This window comes from Chitinophaga sp. 180180018-3, assembly GCF_037893185.1.
GTDB lineage: Bacteria > Bacteroidota > Bacteroidia > Chitinophagales > Chitinophagaceae > Chitinophaga.
The window spans coordinates 761,324-780,442 of sequence record NZ_CP140772.1; the positions used below are offsets into that span (position 1 = coordinate 761,324).

General features: G+C 47.8%; 17 protein-coding genes. 10 read left to right on the top strand and 7 right to left on the bottom strand.

What is annotated here, in order from left to right:
• Positions 1-4: 4 nt before the first annotated feature.
• Positions 5-685, bottom strand: coding sequence for a M15 family metallopeptidase (locus UNH61_RS03095; RefSeq protein ID WP_326990646.1), 681 nt, complete (start codon positions 683-685; stop codon positions 5-7).
• Positions 686-833: 148 nt separating this feature from the next.
• Between UNH61_RS03095 and UNH61_RS03100 the strand changes: the two genes are divergently transcribed.
• The 9 genes from UNH61_RS03100 to UNH61_RS03140 all read left to right on the top strand — a co-directional run bounded on the left by UNH61_RS03100 (position 834) and on the right by UNH61_RS03140 (position 8,566).
• Positions 834-1,616 (top strand): SDR family oxidoreductase, encoded by a 783-nt coding sequence (locus UNH61_RS03100; RefSeq protein WP_326990647.1) that lies wholly within the window; start codon positions 834-836, stop codon positions 1,614-1,616.
• A 73-nt stretch (positions 1,617-1,689) separates the two neighbouring features.
• Positions 1,690-2,436: a hypothetical protein gene (locus UNH61_RS03105; RefSeq protein WP_326990648.1), complete on the top strand. Its 747-nt coding sequence runs from the start codon at positions 1,690-1,692 to the stop codon at positions 2,434-2,436.
• A gap of 20 nt (positions 2,437-2,456) precedes the next feature.
• Positions 2,457-3,308, top strand: a complete 852-nt coding sequence (locus tag UNH61_RS03110; RefSeq protein WP_326990649.1) for a fumarylacetoacetate hydrolase family protein — start codon at positions 2,457-2,459, stop codon at positions 3,306-3,308.
• Positions 3,309-3,314: 6 nt separating this feature from the next.
• A complete protein-coding gene (locus UNH61_RS03115; protein WP_326990650.1) occupies positions 3,315-3,644 on the top strand; it encodes an L-rhamnose mutarotase in 330 nt (109 codons plus the stop codon).
• A 51-nt stretch (positions 3,645-3,695) separates the two neighbouring features.
• On the top strand, positions 3,696-4,523 hold the full coding sequence (locus tag UNH61_RS03120; RefSeq protein WP_326990651.1) for an amidohydrolase family protein: 828 nt from the start codon (positions 3,696-3,698) through the stop codon (positions 4,521-4,523).
• A gap of 21 nt (positions 4,524-4,544) precedes the next feature.
• Positions 4,545-5,327 (top strand): SDR family oxidoreductase, encoded by a 783-nt coding sequence (locus tag UNH61_RS03125; RefSeq protein ID WP_326990652.1) that lies wholly within the window; start codon positions 4,545-4,547, stop codon positions 5,325-5,327.
• Between the two features lie 49 nt (positions 5,328-5,376).
• Complete coding sequence (gene fucP / locus UNH61_RS03130; protein ID WP_326990653.1) at positions 5,377-6,681, top strand: L-fucose:H+ symporter permease; 1,305 nt, start codon at positions 5,377-5,379, stop codon at positions 6,679-6,681.
• A gap of 70 nt (positions 6,682-6,751) precedes the next feature.
• Positions 6,752-7,504, top strand: coding sequence for an MbnP family protein (locus UNH61_RS03135; protein ID WP_326990654.1), 753 nt, complete (start codon positions 6,752-6,754; stop codon positions 7,502-7,504).
• Positions 7,505-7,507: 3 nt separating this feature from the next.
• The gene (locus UNH61_RS03140) at positions 7,508-8,566 is read left to right on the top strand and encodes a cytochrome c peroxidase (protein WP_326990655.1); all 1,059 of its coding nucleotides are present in this window, start codon (positions 7,508-7,510) and stop codon (positions 8,564-8,566) included.
• Between the two features lie 28 nt (positions 8,567-8,594).
• Here UNH61_RS03140 and UNH61_RS03145 read toward each other — a convergent pair whose 3' ends face one another.
• From UNH61_RS03145 to UNH61_RS03160, 4 genes are all read right to left on the bottom strand, one after another.
• Positions 8,595-9,158, bottom strand: coding sequence for a DNA-3-methyladenine glycosylase I (locus tag UNH61_RS03145; protein ID WP_326990656.1), 564 nt, complete (start codon positions 9,156-9,158; stop codon positions 8,595-8,597).
• The gene (locus UNH61_RS03150; RefSeq protein ID WP_326990657.1) at positions 9,137-11,341 is read right to left on the bottom strand and encodes a DUF4954 family protein; all 2,205 of its coding nucleotides are present in this window, start codon (positions 11,339-11,341) and stop codon (positions 9,137-9,139) included. Before UNH61_RS03150 ends, UNH61_RS03145 begins: the two co-directional genes overlap by 22 nt.
• Before the next feature lie 144 nt (positions 11,342-11,485).
• Complete coding sequence (gene glmS, locus UNH61_RS03155) at positions 11,486-13,321, bottom strand: glutamine--fructose-6-phosphate transaminase (isomerizing) (RefSeq protein WP_326990658.1); 1,836 nt, start codon at positions 13,319-13,321, stop codon at positions 11,486-11,488.
• Between the two features lie 263 nt (positions 13,322-13,584).
• On the bottom strand, positions 13,585-15,957 hold the full coding sequence (locus UNH61_RS03160; protein ID WP_326990659.1) for a prolyl oligopeptidase family serine peptidase: 2,373 nt from the start codon (positions 15,955-15,957) through the stop codon (positions 13,585-13,587).
• Positions 15,958-16,061: 104 nt separating this feature from the next.
• Between UNH61_RS03160 and UNH61_RS03165 the strand changes: the two genes are divergently transcribed.
• Positions 16,062-16,634, top strand: coding sequence for a histidine phosphatase family protein (locus tag UNH61_RS03165; RefSeq protein WP_326990660.1), 573 nt, complete (start codon positions 16,062-16,064; stop codon positions 16,632-16,634).
• Positions 16,635-16,723: 89 nt separating this feature from the next.
• On the opposite strand, the gene mgtE is transcribed toward UNH61_RS03165, so the two are convergent.
• Both mgtE and UNH61_RS03175 read right to left on the bottom strand, forming a co-directional pair.
• Positions 16,724-18,100, bottom strand: a complete 1,377-nt coding sequence (mgtE, locus tag UNH61_RS03170) for a magnesium transporter (protein ID WP_326990661.1) — start codon at positions 18,098-18,100, stop codon at positions 16,724-16,726.
• 59 nt (positions 18,101-18,159) lie between these two features.
• Positions 18,160-19,038 carry a bestrophin family ion channel gene (locus UNH61_RS03175; protein WP_326990662.1) on the bottom strand — a complete coding sequence of 293 codons (879 nt, stop codon included), beginning with the start codon at positions 19,036-19,038 and terminating at the stop codon, positions 18,160-18,162.
• Positions 19,039-19,119 lie beyond the last annotated feature (81 nt).

A 19,119-nucleotide genomic window follows, 5' to 3' on the forward strand; every position in this document is an offset into this window, starting at 1 on the left:
CTTCTTAGAAATTGTCTATATCCATGAGGGGGTATCTTTTATATTGAGGTAAATAGTAATGCCACCATTCTGTGGAGCTGCCCTTGAAGCCGAATTGCTTCATGGTATCGCGTAGTAGTTTGCGGTTAGCAGCTATCGCAGGGTCGGCGGGTTGATAGTTTTCATGTGCTTTAAAGGTAAAGTCGTCGAAGTCGGTGGGCATGGGCACCGGTTTGTTTGTTTTCAGATCCACCATACTCAGGTCTACTGCTACGCCGCGGTTATGGCCGGATCCTTTCCGGGGATCGGCGGCATACAGGTCGTTCGGCACTATTTTGAACATTGCTTCTGTAATGTGGTAAGGGCGATAGGCATCGTAAATGAGGAGGCCATATCCTTTTTTGCGAAGGGCTTCCTGCACGGCTTTCAGGGCTTTGGCAGCCGGTAGCCGCAGGTAAATGTCCGTTCGTTTATAGAGGCGCTGTTTGGTGAAGTTATTGGTGGTCGCGTATCGTATATCTTTCTTTATACCCGGTATGTAATGTTCCAGGTTTACAAGCAGCTGGCTGCTGTCTTTTTTCACGAGTTGCTGATATTGCCCGGGGTTGGTAATAACTGCCAGTCCATATTGGTTAACCGGTATTTGCTGGGCGGAAACGCCATAGGAAACGGCCCACAGTACAGCTGATAAAATAAAGCGTCTCATATGTCTAAAGTTGCGCAAAATGCCCCGGATTTGTGCGTAATTATTGAATTTTTCCAAAATTAGTCAAGAAAGTATAGAATACAGTCAAAATACAATAGCAATCGCCTTATATTAATAGGTATTTTAGAACCCTTAAATTTTTTAATGTATGGAACTGTTCAGATTAGACAATAAGGTGGCAGTTATCACCGGAGGTGGTAGCGGAATAGGACAGGCAATAGCGAAAACATTTGGCGACCGTGGCGCTCAGGTACATATCCTGGAACTGAACGAAGACGGTGGTAAAGCAACGGTGGAAGAGATCAAGGCTGCGGGTGGGCAGGCAACCGTGCATGCGTGTAATGTGGCCGACCAGGCAGCAGTGATCAAAGTGATGGATGGTATTGTAAAAACAGCCGGTAAACTGGATATCCTGGTGAACTGTGCTGGCATTGCCCATGTGGGTAACCTGGAAAATACTACTGAGCAGGATTTCGACAGGATCTACCAGGTAAATGTAAAAGGCAGCTATAACTGCATGTATGCAGTGATCAAACAAATGAAGGCGCAGGGAGGAGGCGTGATCCTGAACGTAGCATCCATAGCGGCCACGGTAGGTATTCCTGACCGTCTTGCTTACTCTATGAGCAAGGGAGCGGTACTGACCATGACATTATCCGTGGCGAAGGATTACCTCGGCGCCAATATCCGCTGCAACTGTATATCTCCTGCAAGGGTGCATACACCGTTCGTAGATGGATTCCTGGCTAAGAATTATCCCGGCAAAGAAGCAGAAATGTTCGAGAAACTTAGTAAAACACAGCCGATCGGCCGCATGGCTAAGCCGGTGGAAATAGGTAACCTGGCCCTGTATCTCTGCTCTGATGAAGCAGGTTTTATTACGGGTACGGATTATCCTATTGATGGTGGTTTTATCAGGTTGAATAATTAATGACATGAGGGCACGAAGTGCGGGCGATTACCCGTATCTTTCGGATATTCACTCATTAATCTTTAATTATCCCATGCAACATTTTCGAATAGGGCTCATCGTTGCCCTGACCGTTCTGGCCGCCTGTGGTTCAGGGAGCCAGCAGCAGCAGAACGGCAAAGACTCCCTGGTGGCCGTAAAACCTGCCACACCAGCAGGGTCCATCGGAGTAGCGGTATCAGGTCGCGAAAAAGATACCGGAAAAGTGACCATCACTTTCCAGTTAAAAGACCAGAAAAAAGAAAAAACGTTTGAGCAGTCGTTGTTGAAAGATGTGCCTGAATCTGATCTCTACAAGGTGTTGTGGAATGCGCCCAACAGTTGTTATATCGGGATCATGAAAGCCAATCACCAGCCACGTTATTACCACGCTTCGGTGAATGAAAAAAATGATCTGCAAATATTATGGGCTTCCACACCGCCTGCGACTATCTGGCAATATATGGAAAACACCATGGGCCTGGGCCGGGTGTCTGCTGCCGGAAATATTGTAGGGAAATATAAGAAGAACATCCAGTCAGGTAAGATCATTGCCGATTTCATCGCAGAGATACGCCCGCTGACGTCGGCCGACAGCCTCGAATTGTATGTGGAGTTTGGAGGATTGAGGAAAAGTATGTTCATGGCGTTGCCGAAAGATACCAGGGCAACGATCCAGCCCACCGGCAAGGATGATCATGTGTATTTCTCCTTTATAAAAGATAACAAGGCAGAACCCATGATAGATCTTGAAGTAGAAAACGGAAGGCTGCAGATCAAAACATTAAAACAAATTCAATAAAGAACACAAAAAATATTGATATGAAACTGATAAGGTTCGGATTACCGGGCGAAGAAAAACCGGGCGTTGTAACAGATGCAGGGATGTTTGACGTAAGTGCATTCGGAGAAGATTTTGGAGAGAAATTTTTTGAGACAGATGGCCTCGCACGTTTATCTGCCTGGTACACAGCCAATGCTGCTTCCTGTCCGCAGGTACCTGCCGGAACCCGCCTGGGATCTCCTATTCAGCGTCCTTCTAAAATTATCTGCATCGGTCTTAACTATGCCGATCACGCCCGTGAAACCAATGCAGCAATTCCGGTAGAACCTATCGTGTTTTTCAAAAGCACCTCTGCACTCGTTGGTCCGAACGACGATTTAGTGATTCCGCGTAACAGTCAGAAAACAGACTGGGAAGTGGAACTGGTGGTTGTAATCGGCAAGAAAACAACTTATGTGGAAGAAAAAGACGCGCTGGATTATGTAGCCGGTTACTGTTTGCACAACGACTACAGCGAGCGGGCATTCCAGATCGAAAGGGGCGGACAGTGGGTGAAAGGAAAGAGCTGTGACACATTTGCACCGCTGGGTCCCTGGCTGGCTACCAAAGATGAAATCGCCGATGTGAATAATCTTCGTTTATGGCTCACCGTTAATGGCCAGAAAATGCAGGATGGAAATACTTCCAACTTCATTTTCAACGTACCGTTTGTGGTGTCTTACCTGAGCCAGTTCATGACATTGCTCCCGGGCGATGTGATCTCCACTGGTACACCAGCCGGAGTAGGACTGGGCATGAACCCGCAGGTATTCCTGAAACCGGGCGATGTAATTGAACTGGGCATCGATGGCCTGGGTACTTCTAAACAAAAAGCTGTAGCCAGCAAATAAAGGATTATGAAAAGATATTGTCTGGCGCTCGATCTGGTGGATGATCCGCAACTGATCAGCGAATACGAAGCACATCATCGCACCGTATCTGCTGAGATAAAGAAAAGCATTACCGATAGTGGCATTACGGTAATGGATATTTACCGTGCCGGTAACCGCTTGTTTATGATCATGGAAGTAGACGATACTTTTTCATTTGAACGTAAAGCGGCTATGGATGCAGCTAACCCGGCCGTACAGGTTTGGGAAGGGCTGATGTGGAAATACCAGCAGGCATTGCCGGTAGCCAAAGAAGGGGAGAAGTGGATCATGATGGATCAGATCTTCGGATTATAAGATAATGGGATACCGTTGCTGCGGCAGCGGTATCCTTTTTAAAAAATACACATGGTTATTGACGCACACCAACATTTCTGGCAGTATCAGCCGGTACGCGATGCATGGATAGATGAATCCATGCAGGTGATCCGGCGCGACTTTTACCCGGAAGATCTTGCGCCCGTACTGGAGGCAAATGGTGTACATGGCTGCGTGGCAGTGCAGGCAGATCAATCAGCAGAAGAAACAGCTTTCCTGCTGTCGCTCGCTGAGCAGCATAGCTTCATCAGGGGAGTGGTAGGATGGATCGATTTCCGGGCTGATGATATCAGCCGGCAACTGGAGCAGTATGTGGGGCATCCGAAACTGAAAGGATTCCGGCATATTGTACAGGCAGAACCGGATAACCGGTTCCTGTTGGGAAGCAACTTTTGCAGAGGTATTGGGGAGTTGTCGAAACATGGATTTACTTATGATATTCTCGTATATCCGAAACAGTTAGCAGCTGTAGAGGAGTTTGTACAAAAGTTTCCCGATCAGGCACTGATCATTGATCACCTGGCCAAACCACTGATCAAAGCAGGGGAGCTGAACGAATGGGCAGCGCATATGCGTCGTATTGCCCAGGCGCCGCATGTGTATTGCAAGCTGAGTGGCCTGGTAACGGAAGCCGACTGGCAACAATGGGAGCCGGCATATTTTCAGCCTTACCTGGAAGTAGCGCTGGAGGCCTTTGGCCCTGGCCGCCTCGTATACGGATCCGACTGGCCGGTATGCCTGCTGGCCGCTGAATACAACGAAGTCAAAGGATTGATAACAGATTTTATCAGCCATTTATCGATAACAGAACAGGAACAAATAATGGGAGGGAATGCCCGCTCATTCTATCATCTATAAAAAATCAACATCATACAAACTATGGATTTAGGATTACAGGAGAAAGTGATTATTGTTACCGGAGGAGCCAAGGGCATCGGTGAAGCCATTTCAAAACTGGTGGCAGCCGAAGGTGGCATTGCAGTGATTGCAGGCAGAAGTACAGCCGACAACGAAAAAACAGTAAACGAAATTATTGCGGCTGGTGGAAAAGCAATGGCTATAACCGCTGAACTGGGACACGTAGAGGATTGCAGGAAAGTAATTACCGAAACCGTAGCAAAATATGGTAAAATAGACGGATTGGTGAACAATGCCGGCGCCAACGATGGCGTTGGACTGGAAAATGGCAGCCCCGAAAGGTTTATGCAATCACTGCAGCATAACCTGTCGCACTACTACAACCTGGCTCATTTTGCCCTGCCTTACCTGAAAACAACGAAAGGAAATATTGTGAATATCGGCTCCAAAGTGGCTACTACCGGTCAGGGAAACACCAGTGGCTATGCAGCGTCGAAAGGCGCTATCAATGCGCTCACCCGTGAATGGGCTGTGGAAATGCTGCCTTACTCCATCCGTGTGAATACTGTAATTCCCGCTGAAGTATGGACACCACTGTACGAAACATGGATCAATTCACTGCCTAACCCACAGGAGAAACTGGCTTCCATCACTTCGAAAATTCCTTTTGAAAAAAGGATGACCACTTCAGCAGAAATCGCCAATACAACGGTGTTCCTGCTGTCGGCCCGTTCCTCACATACTACAGGGCAAATCCTGTACGTAGACGGTGGTTATACACATCTGGACAGATCCATCAGCTAAGCACTAGTTACTTAATATTCATTTTACCTGAAACATTAATTTCATCGTTATGGCTGGAGGCGCAATAAGCAGTTCTACCTATACCAGTAGTAAGGATACAGGGGCCAAACCAGGTAGCTACCTGTTCCCGTTTATCCTGGTGACCAGTTTGTTTTTTCTCTGGGCACTTATCCACAATCTGAGTCCTGTATTGATTCCGCACCTGAAAAAGGCCTGCCAGCTTACGGATTTGCAATCTTCATTGATTGATTCGGCGGTATTTGCCGCCTATTTCCTGATGGCATTGCCTGCCGGCGCCGTGATGCGCAAGTTTGGGTATAAGACGGGTATCATCTTCGGGTTGTGCCTTTATGCAATAGGGGCTTTCCTGTTTATACCGGCAGCCAACAGCCGGGAATATATTGCGTTCCTCGGAGCGCTGTTTGTGATAGCGAGTGGATTAACATTTTTGGAGACAGCGGCCAACCCGTATGTGACTATACTTGGGGCGCCGGAAACAGCTACCACGCGTCTTAACCTGGCTCAATCATTTAACGGGATCGGAGCCGTGCTGGGCCCCGTACTTGGTGCGAAGTTCATCCTTTCCGGTACTGAGCTCACCAAAGCCCAGATGGACGCGATGTCGCCCGCACAGATGCAGCAATACCTTTCTGCTGAAGCGGGAACCGTGAAAGTGCCTTATATCATCATTGGGTTAGTGGTGTTGTTCATTGCCCTGCTGTTTGTATTCACCAGGATGCCGGATGTGCAGGAAGTGGAAGATAAATCCATCGATACCAGTAAAAGCAACGGTAGTATTTTCAGGCATAAACACCTGATCGCGGCGGTAGTGGCCCAGTTCTTTTACATCGGTGCGCAGGTGGGGGTAAACGCCTTCTTTATCCGGTTCGCCAGGTTTTCAGCAGGTATTCCTGAGAAAGAGGCAGCTAATCTTTTGGGAGCAGTTGCCGGATTAGGCTTTATGATAGGCCGCTTCTTCGGTACCTTCCTGATGAGCAGGGTAAAACCGCAGGTATTGCTGACTATCTACGGCATTATCAATGTGGCATTGATACTGATTGCTATGGTAACGAAAGGCTATGTGGCTATCGGCGCAGTATTGCTGGTGCCCTTCTTTATGTCGATCATGTTCCCGACTATCTTCTCACTCGGTATACGCGGGCTTGGAAAAGATACTAAGTTTGGTTCTTCCCTGCTGATCATGTCTATCGTAGGAGGGGCTGTTTGCCCGCCTTTAATGGGCCTGATCTCCGACGCTTCCAATATTCAGATGGCGTATGTTATTCCGCTGATATGCTTTGCCGTAGTGGTTTGGTTCGGCGCGAAGGGATATAAGCTGGATGCGGCTTCCTGAGGCTGAACACGTTCTTTTAATACTTTTATCCGCAAAATCATTGTAACTTCCTTACACAAATGAGGATACCATGATTTTGCGGATTTTTATTTCCTGTGCCTGCTGGTTCCTGGTTATCAACACCCTCTCTGCCCAGGAGTATGCCGGTAAACCCTTTTCCTCCCTGTTGTTGTCCGTAAAGCACCAGGTTGGGCATCAGCCGTTGGTAAGGAACCAGTTGACCTATACGAATCCTTCGGGAGAAGAGTTTACGATTAGCCGTTTCCGTTATTTCCTCAGCAATTTTTCACTGGAAACTGTCAACGGAACGAGTGTTGCGCTGCCAGCAGCTTATTTTCTGGTAGATGAGGCGGTGCCTGATTCAAAGCGGATCAGGCTCGACAGCATTCCGGAGGGGCAGTACCGGAGTATCCGTTTTCTGCTGGGGGTAGATAGTGCAAGGAACACGAGTGGTGTTCAATCCGGGGCGCTTGCGGTGGAATCAGGCATGTTCTGGACCTGGAACAGTGGTTATATCATGGCGCAGCTGGAGGGACATGCAGCAGCCGCTAAATCGCTGCTGAAAGAGTTTGTATTTCATGTGGGCGGATACCGTCAGAAAGATCAGGTACTCAGATATATCACACTGCAGTTTTCACAGCCGCTGACGATAAGCGCCGGAAAGCAGCCACAGATAAACATGGCAGCAGATGTGGAAAAGTGGTTCCTGCCGGATACCATTAGTTTTAAAGAGGTATCGGTGATCATGGCTCCGGGCATTTATGCAAAAAAGGTTGCCGCAAATTATCAGCATATGTTTTCTATCACCGGTATTGATCATTAATACATGCAATACAAGGCCATATATATTGTAGGTACTTTCTGCCTGTTGCTGTTGCTGGTACAGGCCGGCGCCAGCAAGATAGTGGAGAGAGGCCCTGAGCCGCTTGCGTTACAGCTGCCGCCGCATTTTCCCAAACCAGTGTATGATTTCTCGAAAAATCCGCTTACTAAACAGGGAGTGGAACTGGGGCGGTTTATGTTCTATGATTACCGGTTGTCGAAAGACAGCACCGTATCCTGTGGATTTTGCCATCAGCAGTTTGCTGCATTCGGGCATTTCGATCATCCGCTGGCGCATGGCGTGGAAGGGAACCAGGGCAACCGTTCGGTGCCTGTACTGTTCAACATGATTTGGCAAAGGAGCTTCATGTGGGATGGAGGAGTGAATCACCTGGAGATACAACCACTTACACCATTAACAGATCCCCGTGAAATGGGAATGGACCTGAAAACACTGCTCCGGAATATGCAGGCGGATGCCCGCTACCAGCGCATGTTTAAAGCTGCTTTCGGAACACCCGAAGTCACCAGCGAGCGTATGTTCAAGGCTTTTGCGCAGTTTATAGCCACCATGATATCGGCCGGATCAAAATATGATAGTGTGATGCTGAAGCTGCCGGGGGCCGCTTTTACAGCCGAAGAGGAAGCTGGCTATGCTATATTCAGGGAAAAATGTGCTGCCTGTCATAAAGAACCTTTGTTCACAGACCTGAGTTACAGAAGTAACGGATTACCTTATCTGTCTGCTTTAAATGATATAGGAAGAATGAAAATCACCGGCAATACCGATGATAATTTGCGGTTTAAAGTACCGTCGCTCCGCAATATCCTGAAGAGCTCTCCGTATATGCACGACGGCCGTTTCTTTGATATTTTTCAGGTATTTGATTTCTATGATCACGGCATACAGGTAACTCCTACCACTGATCCGCTGGTGCGAAATGGCATTCGTTTATCAGAAACAGAAAAAAGGAGATTATATTTTTTCCTGAACACTTTAACGGATTATTCTTTTCTGGGCAACAAACAACTTAGTGAGGTGAGAATAGCTGCCAGCTACTAGCGGTTAGCCGCCAGCAGCTATTCTCAGGCTACTTCTTCCAGCATCCTTCCATATGATCATCCACCATGCCGGTAGCCTGCATATAAGCGTAACAGATAGTGGAGCCAACGAACTTAAACCCGCGTTTGAGCAGGTCTTTGCTCATGGCATCGGAGATCGCTGTTTTGGCAGGAACCTGCTTCATATCTTTGTAATGATTAATAATGGGCCTATGCTGTACGAACGACCAGATGTATTGGTCGAACGAACCGAACTCTTTCTGCACAGCGAGAAATGCTTTGGCATTACCTATCGTCGCATTTATCTTCAGGCGATTACGGATAATGCCTTCATTCTGCATTAATGCTTCTATTTTTTTCTCGTCGTACTTCGCAATTTTTTTTGCATCCCAGTTATCGAATGCTTTGCGGTAGTTCTCCCGTTTGGTGAGCACGGTATACCAGCTAAGGCCGGCCTGTGCGCCTTCCAGGCACAGCATTTCAAAGAGATGTTTATCGTCATGATTGGGAGTACCCCATTCATGGTCGTGATAATCCTGATAGAGTTTATCTTTCTCTGACCAGCTACATCTTACTTTTTCTTTAGTTCCCATTCTCTGATAATTTTGTTCACTTTAGTCTTGTAGGCCTCCAGCTCGGTGGCAGTCTGATTGATAAAGCTATTGTTTTCCAGGCTGCCTACCACGATATTCATTTCATTTTCATTCTGGTAGGTCATGCGCCGGAAAGGATTTTTATAATCTTTCTCGCGACTGCGCCTGATCTGGCCGGTGATCCATTCCTGTGTGGCAACGGATTCCTTCATCCAGGCTGCCAGCTGCCCCGCACTCAGACTGCCTGCCTCTTTGATTTCCAGCAAAGCAGCTACAGCGTGTCCCAGCTTATCAGCAGCATAGTTACGGCCTGTTTCTTCATAGGCGGCATGCAGTTGAGGCCATCCATTGATCTTGTTCTTTTTGATCCTGGATTTGAGTTGCTCTACTGTTGCTGCTTTCATCAATTGTCCGCCGATATTATGCCAGGCCTCCCGCTTCGCCGTTTTAACAGCTGTTTGTAATGCGGCGAAAGAGGGCATATCCACTGCCATGATATTTTTAATACCATAAAGTACGATCATTTCCCGGAACAATGGATAGGCCCGGTGAACTTTTAACAATTGCACTTCCCGGGAGCTGTTCTCGAAGCCTTTAACGAGAATGGTCAGCTTAGCTACTTCTTCCGGATGATGCAGTAATAATTCTTTCCCTTTCTTTCGTATATCCTTCTCAGTTAGTTCTTTTTTAACAGTGTTTTCGGGGAGGGCATACCATGCTTTACCAGTAGCTGTTTCCATGATTTCCAGGGTATCGAATAGTTCTTCCACGGAATCAGGCGCCAGGTAATCGTATTCGATCAGCTGTACTTTGTCGGTCCGTTTATCGCGGTCCACATACTTCCAGGAGTTGCGCGCAATAGCATACATGTTATACAGGAACCAGTATCCGGGCATTATTTTCAGGCGGTTGTCGTGTTCATCATTCACAACAAGGCTGAAAGGGATGGGGATATTCAGTTCCGACATATAGTTACCTTTCGAGATCAGCGTGAAGCAGGCGAAACGGGAATTGTGTTTAAGGCTAACGCATAGCCCTGGCCAGAAGCCCCTGCCGGCAATGATCTCCCCATCGGCGCCCCGGGAGTTATGATTGGAGCCAATGGTGGCGCCTGCCGCCATATTGCTTTGCCCCATGATCAGTGCGGCACAAAGGAAGGAGTTGTTATGGTGCTGTTCATGTGCCGGAAATATCAATGAGTTCAATACTTCGCAGCAGGAAATAGTAGCGTTATTGCCAAGATAGGAGTTGATCAGCCGGGCACCGTATTTCAGCTGAGAGTGCGAAGCCATTACAAAGCGTACGGCTTTAACACCGTAGAACACGCGGCAGCCGTAGCCTACAACACCATTCACCAGTTCGCAGCCTTCTCCAATCTGGGAGGAAGCATCTGCACTGCTGTTAATAGTCAGGTTCTTTAGTTTATTTGCCCCTTTCAGGTAGGCATCCGTACCAATGGTTACATCTTTGATCATCTTACAGTTCTTGATCACGGTACGATCACCCACCATGCCATAATAACCACGTCGTTTGTCGAATTGCTTTTCAGTGAAGGATTTAAACTGTTGCTGCAGTTGCTCATCATCCCGGTAGCGGGTCCACAGGTAAGCATCTCCGGGAAGCATGCCATCGAAAGGCATCACGCTTCTGCCACCGTTTTCGTTACACAGCTCCATCCATATGCGGCCACTTTCGTTTTCTCCATCTTTCAAAATCCCATTACCAAATTTGGCATAATCGGTAGTAGCCATCTCATTTACGTTGGCTACCATTACTTCATTGCCGAGTATATAGTGGGAAAGATAATTCACGTTGTGTACTACTACGTTGTCGCCGAAATCGCACGCGCAGATGGTGCTGTTGTACAAGCCTACGGGCATCCGCAGATTATGGAACTCGAGGTAATATGGCTCCAGCTTACCAATGCGCACCATGCCAAAGAAGTGGCAGTGCTGTACCAGTTGCGGATTAAATTCGTTGGATACAAATATGATATTCCAGTCGTCGGAGGTATTGTCGTTACGTACCAGGGCTTCTATCTCATACGCAGTAAGCCTTCTGTACTGATCCTGCCGGCTCCATTGCTCATTCCGCAGATAGTATTCGTCCTTGCCTTTCGGTAACGTGGTTTCAATGAAGTTATACCCCAGTTCGGAGAGGGGGCGTTTTTGGATTTTGTTCATAAGAAGAATTCGTTTTAAGGAATTACGAATTAGGAATTACGAATTACGAATTACGGCATAGCGGGGAGATAGTAAACGCGAATATTATTTTCGCTATTATCTCCGCTTATTTCGTAATTCGTAATTCCTGATTCGTAATTCTTTTTATTCAACGGTTACAGACTTCGCCAGATTCCTGGGTTTATCTACATCCAGACCTTTCAGAACGCCGATATGGTATGCGAGCAGCTGAAGAGGGATCACCGAAATGATAGGAGCAACCAGCTCGTCGGCAGCGGGTACGAATATCACATCGTCTGCCATGGGTGGGATGGTGGTATCTCCTTCGGTGACTACAGCGATCACTTTACCCTTGCGGGCTTTGATCTCCTGTATGTTTGATACAACTTTTTCGTAGTAACTGTCTTTGGTGGCTACTATCACCACTGGCAGGTGCTCATCTACCAGGGCTATAGGACCGTGTTTCATTTCCGCAGCAGGGTATCCTTCTGCATGGATATACGAAATTTCTTTCAGTTTAAGTGCGCCTTCCAGTGCAACCGGGAAGTTATACCCACGGCCGAGGTACAGGAAGTCGCGTGCATCTTTATATTTATCAGCCACCTGTTTGATTTGCTCGTCAAGTTTCAGGGCTATGGCTACTTTTTCCGGTATCTGATCCAGTTCGTCCAGCAGGTGCTGAAAGCGCTGAGGTGCGATAGTGCCTTTATCGGCCGCCAGTTTGAGACCTACGAGGCAAAGTACCGCCAGCTGCGCAGTGAATGCTTTGGTGCTGGCAACGCCGATTTCCGGCCCTGCGTGGGTATAAGCACCTGCATGTGATAAACGTGCAATAGAAGAACCTACCACGTTACAAACGCCGAGTATGATCGCGCCTTTTTCTTTGGCGCTTTCAATGGCTACCAGCGTATCTGCTGTTTCTCCGGATTGAGATACGGCAATGATAACATCGCCTTCACCCACTACCGGGTTGCGATAACGGAATTCCGAAGCATATTCCACTTCTACCGGTATGCGGCATAATTCCTCTATCATGTATTCTGCTACCAGCCCGGCATGCCAGGAGGTACCGCAGGCTACGATGATGATACGTTTGGCATTGCTCAATATATCTGCATACTCGCGCATGCCTCCCATGGTGAGGGTACCTTTCTTCGCATCCAGGCGGCCACGCAAACTATCGAAGATGGTTTGAGGCTGTTCAAATATTTCCTTCAGCATGAAATGGTCATACCCGCCTTTTTCAATGGCAGCCAGCTCCATATCCAGCTTCTGGATGTAAGGTGTTTGCCTTTCGTTGGAGATGTTTTTCAGAATCAGTTCATCTGCCTTGATGATGGCAATTTCATAGTCGTTCACATATACGACCTCTTTTGTATACTCAATAATAGGCGACGCATCAGAAGCAAGGAAATGCTCTCCCTTACCAACGCCAATTACCAGCGGACTTCCCTTGCGGGCGGCGATAAGTGTATCCGGATTGTCTTCGTCTATCAATACAATCACATACGCGCCTACTACCCTTTTTAAAGCAATACGCAGTGCTTCTTCGAGGGAGCACTGGTTTTGTTTTTTAATTTCTTCAATGAAGTGAAGCAACACTTCCGTATCGGTATCACTATGAAAAACGTGTCCCTGATTAATCAGTTCCTGCTTTAACTGTACGTAGTTTTCGATGATGCCATTATGAATCATGGCCAGTTTGCCATCACCGGATAAGTGAGGGTGGGCATTCCGGTCGCATGGCTCCCCATGAGTGGCCCAGCGGGTATGACCAATGGAGATATGACTGTGCATATCCTTCCCGGCCACGAATTCCTCCAAAGCGGCAACTTTGTCTTTTCGCTTGTATACTTTTAAACCACCGTTAATAATGGCTACGCCCGCGCTGTCATATCCGCGGTATTCCAGTCTTTTGAGGCCCTTTAATACTACCGGGTAGGCTTCTCTCTGCCCGATATAAGCAACTATTCCACACATAAGGTTTTTGGATTTGAACTAGGTTTTATCATTGCAATATCGCGTAAAATGTTAAAATCACATCAGGAAATGTGAATATTGTTTAAGTTAAGATATGGTTCGCATGCATGTTATAAGAGTTTAAAGTAAAATGAAAAAGGGAACACGGGGAAGGATTTTGGTAAAAGGTTAAGATTCCTTAACATTTACCCACATCATTCACCGTGTTCCCTTTTGATACTTTTTTATTTAGATCTACTAAATAAAAAAATTTAAAATCATGCTTATTTCTTCAGGAGCGTCCGCTCAAACAGCAAAAGTATTCTTTTATATTCATCCGTCCAGCTACCGGGGGTAGTAAATCCATGATCTTCTACAGGATATACTGCCAGCTCCCAGTTATTCTTTCCTAATTCTATCAGTCGTTGCGACAGTCTTACTATATCCTGGAAATGTACGTTGGTATCCACCATGCCATGGCACATCAGGAGATGTCCTTTCAATCCGTCTGCAAACCAGATGGGCGACGACCGGCGGTAAGCGATACTGTCTGTAAAAGGTTCGTTCAGTATATTGCTCGTATAACCATGATTATAATGCGCCCAGTCAGTCACAGAGCGCAATGCAGCTCCCGATGCAAACACGCCTGGTTTGGTGAACATCGCCATCAGTGTCATAAAGCCACCGTAGCTGCCACCGTAAATTCCGATACGTCCGGCGTCCACCTGCAATTTTTCTGCCAGATATCTTGCAGCGTCCACTTCATCGTCCAGATCTTTGCCTCCCATGTAGCGATAGATGCCTGTACGCCAGTTACGGCCATAGCCTGCGCTGCCACGGTAATCGATATCCATAACGGTAAAGCCTTTATCGGTGAGAAGATTGTGGAACATATACTCCCGGAAATAGCTGCTCCACCATTTATGTGCATTCTGCAGGTAGCCGGCGCCGTGCACAAAGATAACCGCTGCCCCGTTATTTTTTGCAGGATCTGGTGTATAGAGACGGGCATATACCGGCTGCTGGTCCCGGGCCTGGAAAGTGATCACCCTGGGATCACGCCAGGGATATGCCCTGAACTCGTCCGATTGCGCCTGGCTTGTTACCTGAACCGCTTTGGCTCCCGGCGTATTGGGCTGCAGGTACAGCTCCCAGGGTTTATTGGAATAAGAATACCGGAATGCGATCCACTTGCCATCGGGAGATACGCTCACATCATTGGCGCCTTCCATAGTGGTGATCCTTTCGGCCTTGCCACCTTTAACGCCTATACGATAAAATTGCTTTTCTCCGGGATGTACTTCGTTGGTAGTGATGTAGAAATGCTGCTTGTCGGGCGATAGCTGGGCTGTTTGCACTTCATAGTTGCCGCTGGTAAGCTGCTGAACGTTGCCATTATCGGCATGTGCGGTGTATAAGTGGGAATAGCCACTGGCTTCCGATTGGAACCAGCAGGTGTTTTCATCAATCCAGCCGAGGTTGCCACCGCCTTCTGTCCAGCCTATGCCGGGGCCGGCTACCCAGGCTTCATCGCGTTGCCGGTTCAGGGGTTTGAGGGTACCGGTAGCCGCATCCAGGAGCGCGATCCAGCGGTCTTTGTTATCGAGCGACCGGATATCCACGATGGCACGTGTGCCCTGGTCTGTCCAGTACGGACCGTTCACTATCACATCTCTGATATGCGGTGTATCTTTTTTCGTATAATCTTTGACGTAGTCAGGGAGGTCTTTTATACCAGGCAGGTCTGTCGTTTTTATGCGTAGCAGGGTATCCTGTTGGCGGTCGTAGACAAAGCTTTCATAGCTGCCCTGTGGCGCGCCCACTTTATCTCTCGAAACGATATCGGTAGTATATCCGGCAGCCGTAACAAATTCCGGAACAACAGTATTACGTGTATCCGTTGGCGTGGTAAAGAGGGTATAAGTAACAAAGCGGCCATCCGGGCTGATCTGCAGCTCGCGGAGTTGTTTTCCCTGTAGATAAAGAGGGCGGAGCTTTTTCGGGGCATAGGCCTTATTGAAGGCCGTGGCGGCATCTTTACGGTTTTTTTTGTCGCGGATAATATCCAGCAGCTCCAGTTGCTGATTTTTCAGGTATTTCTCTTCCGCATTACCATCCTGGTTGTCTTTCTTTTCTGCAGGCTGAGCGCCGTCTGTGAAGGCTGTCAGCTGGCTGATAAGGCCGGAGGCCCTGTCCCAGGCATAAAGGTCGTTATGTTGACGAAACACCACCTGCCTGCCGTTAAAGCTGAATACAGGCTGCACAGCTGCTGTAGCAGTATTGGTAACCCGGATGGTTTTCCCGGTTTTTATCTCCAGTATATACACATCACCCTGATAGCTATACGTCAGCAGGGATCTGTCGGTATTGTACGTACCATTGGCTCTGGCGCTGATCAGTGCACGGTCTGCCGCAGCAGTTTTCCCCGGAGAGGTATTTTTTACCTGGATGAAGTACAGGGAATCAGACAGCTGTTTATCCGGATTCCAACTGAAGTAGACGGTTTGGTTATCAGTACCCCAGAATACATTATCAGGAGAAGTTCCTATCCATTTGGGGTCGCGCATGATCTTTTCTACCGTCAGCGATCCGCCCTGCTGGGCACTTACACGGATCGCGGAGATAATTATCATAACGGGGAGTACCCATTTTCTCATAGTGGTTCATTATTTTGTTGGGAAATAAATGTAACGGTTTAATCATAAATTGCCGTAACTTTTGGATGGACGTACTGCGGTCATCATTTCACTAAACCCGCTTTATGCGTATACTGCCAATATTATTTTCCCTCCTGGTATTCGCTGCCTGCAAGCAAAGGCGATCTGCCCGGCCTACTACACCGGTAGCGGAAGATACCACGTTTCTGACCGGTACCTTCTATATAGCCTGCCATGGCGAAAGCTATCCCGGGGAAGATTCTTCCCTCACACCTGAAGGGCATAAGCGGGCCGGGGCCCTTTACCGCCTCCTGAAAGACTCCGGTATCAGCAAAATTTACACTACTCCGTATATCCGTTCCATTGAAACGGCCGACAGCTTCCGGATCTATCGTCATCTCGATACCTGCATTTACCAGGCCGATACTGTTGGAGAATCCTTTATTTACCAGCTGTCACGCCGGGAAGACTGGGGCAAACGAATATTCGTGGTAGCACACCGATATACCATTCTTCCCATACTACATAGCCTCCGTGCTGAAATACGAATGACGAATGATGATTTACTCGGCAGCGTAAAAACTGCAAAAGACAGTATCGGGAATATGCTGTTTATTGTGCGGAAAACAAGCGCAGGAACGGAGTTGAAGGAATTAAGAATAGGGAATGTGGAATGAAGAATGAAAGCGGAGATAGTAGCGAATTTGATATTCGCGTTTACTATCTCCGCTTTCATTCTTCATTCCACATTCCCTATTCTTAATTCTTAAAGCAGTATTCCTTTCATGAACGTATACGCCACCGTAAAGTAAATGAGCAAGCCGGTTACGTCTACGAGGGTGGCTACAAAGGGGGCAGAGGAGGTAGCAGGGTCAGCACCGCATTTTTTCAGGACAAGCGGCAGCATAGAACCGGAGAGGGTACCCCATAGTACCACGCCGATGAGGGAAACACCCACTGTAGAGCCAATCAGTACGGTATGTTCGCCGTAGGTATGGAACAGGGTGTTCCACAGGAGAATACGTATGAACCCGATGGAGCCCAGCACACTGCCGAGGAGCAGCCCTGAAAGGATTTCCCGGCGCATTACTCTCCACCAGTCAGTTACTGTGATTTCTCCGAGGGCCATGGCCTGGATGATCAGGGTGGAAGCCTGGGAACCGCTGTTTCCCCCGCTGGATATGATCAATGGTACAAAGAGCGCCAGCACAACCGCTTTGGCAATTTCATCTTCAAAAAATCCCATCGCAGTTGCTGTCAACATTTCCCCGATAAATAAAACAACAAGCCAGCCTACCCTTTTCTTTACCAGTTTGAGGAGCGGCATATCAAGGTAAGGCTCATCGAGGGCTTCGGTACCACCTATTTTCTGGATATCTTCCGTATGTTCTTCATTGGCGATCCACAACATATCGTCGATGGTCACAATGCCAAGCAATACGCCCTGATCGTCTACAACCGGAAGCGCCACCCTGTTTTCCATCCGGAACACCTGTATGGCTTCTTCCTGATCGTCGTTGGCATGGAGCGATACAAAGCGGTCATCCATCAGGGTATGCACCACTGTATCCGGCGATACCAGCAGGAATTCACGGATACGGAAGTCGTCGAGCAAATGTCCTTTTTCGTCAATCACATAGATCACGTCAATGGTTTCACTGTCCTTTCCATGTTCCCGGATATAATTGAGTACTTCCCTTACCGTCCACTCTTCCCGCACTGCGATATAGTCGGGAGTCATGATACGGCCAACGCTGTTCTCTTTATAGCCAAGCAGGGAAAGGGTAATGCGCCTTTCTTCCGGATCAAGCAACTTGATCAGCTCCTTAACGGCTTCGCTGGGAAGCTCTTCCAGGAAGGCCGTACGGTCATCTGCAGGGAGCTCGTTCATCAGCTCAGCGATCTTCGCAGCCGACAGGTTGCGGATCACATCTTCCTGCAAAGGAAAGTCCAGGATACGGAAAGCCGCCGCCGCTCTGCTGATCGACAGGTTATTGAAGATCATACCTGTCTGTTCAGGGTCTTCGTGTATCAACTCCGCGATGTCGGTAATCAGCTGGTCGTCCAGATAAACCGACAGTTCACGGTAATTTCTTTCATCTGTCAGTGTCTGGAATTTTTCCAGTAAAGCTTCGTTTTCCATGTACAATTTGACTCTGTCTGCGAAATTAAGTTAAAATAGCCATGCTGCCGGAACAGCGGTTATAATAATTCTGATACATGCAGGCGGATATTGCTGCAGATATTGTCGAGGGGAAGGTCGTTGGCATCATGGCCGAACGGATCCTCTATTTCCTCTGCAATCAGCTCCAAACTTGCCAGCACAAAGAATATGAATACGATCATCGGGATGATAAGATAACCCAGACTGAACACATATCCAAATGGCATGGACATCACATAAAAGAATATAAATTTTTTAATAAATACACTGTAGGAGAAAGGGATGGGAGTATTGCGGATACGCTCGCAGGCCCCGCACACATCCGTTAACGATTGTAATTCGGTATTGAGAACAATCAGCTGGTCGCCACTGATCTGGCCATTCCTGTACAACTCCATAATTCTGCCGGTTAGCAGGGCGGCTACCTGGTTCGGTACATGCCGGGCCGGATCTACCTGCAGATCATGATGCCCCGGCAAATGCGCCATCTCCTCAGGCAGGAAAGTCTTACGCAGATGACTTTTCAGACCAAACGCAAAATTGGGGATCATCGTTTTGAAAAAATCCCGGCTGGCACTATCTGCTGCCGGCAATATGGCCTGCAGCTTGATGGCCAGGTTACGGCTGCAATTCACCAGGGCGCCCCATTGCCGCCGGCCTTCCCACCAACGGTCGTACGCCGTGTTGGTACGAAATACCAGCAACAGGGATATTACAAAGCCCAGCAGGCCATGCATCAGGGATATCTTACTGATCTCACTCTTCTCCGACAGCTTCCATACCTCCAGCTCCAACCAGGCCACTATCGCTGAATAGATGGAGAGGGCTATAAACATCGGAAATAGCTTTCTTACCGTATCTGCCTTATGGATACGGAAAATGAACGTAAACCAGTCTTTCGGGTTATAATTGATCATACCTGTTGCTTGATGAAAGGCAAAAAAAATATTTTCCGGGCCGCAAACCTAAATTTTTTACGCATGATTTTGATAACTTCT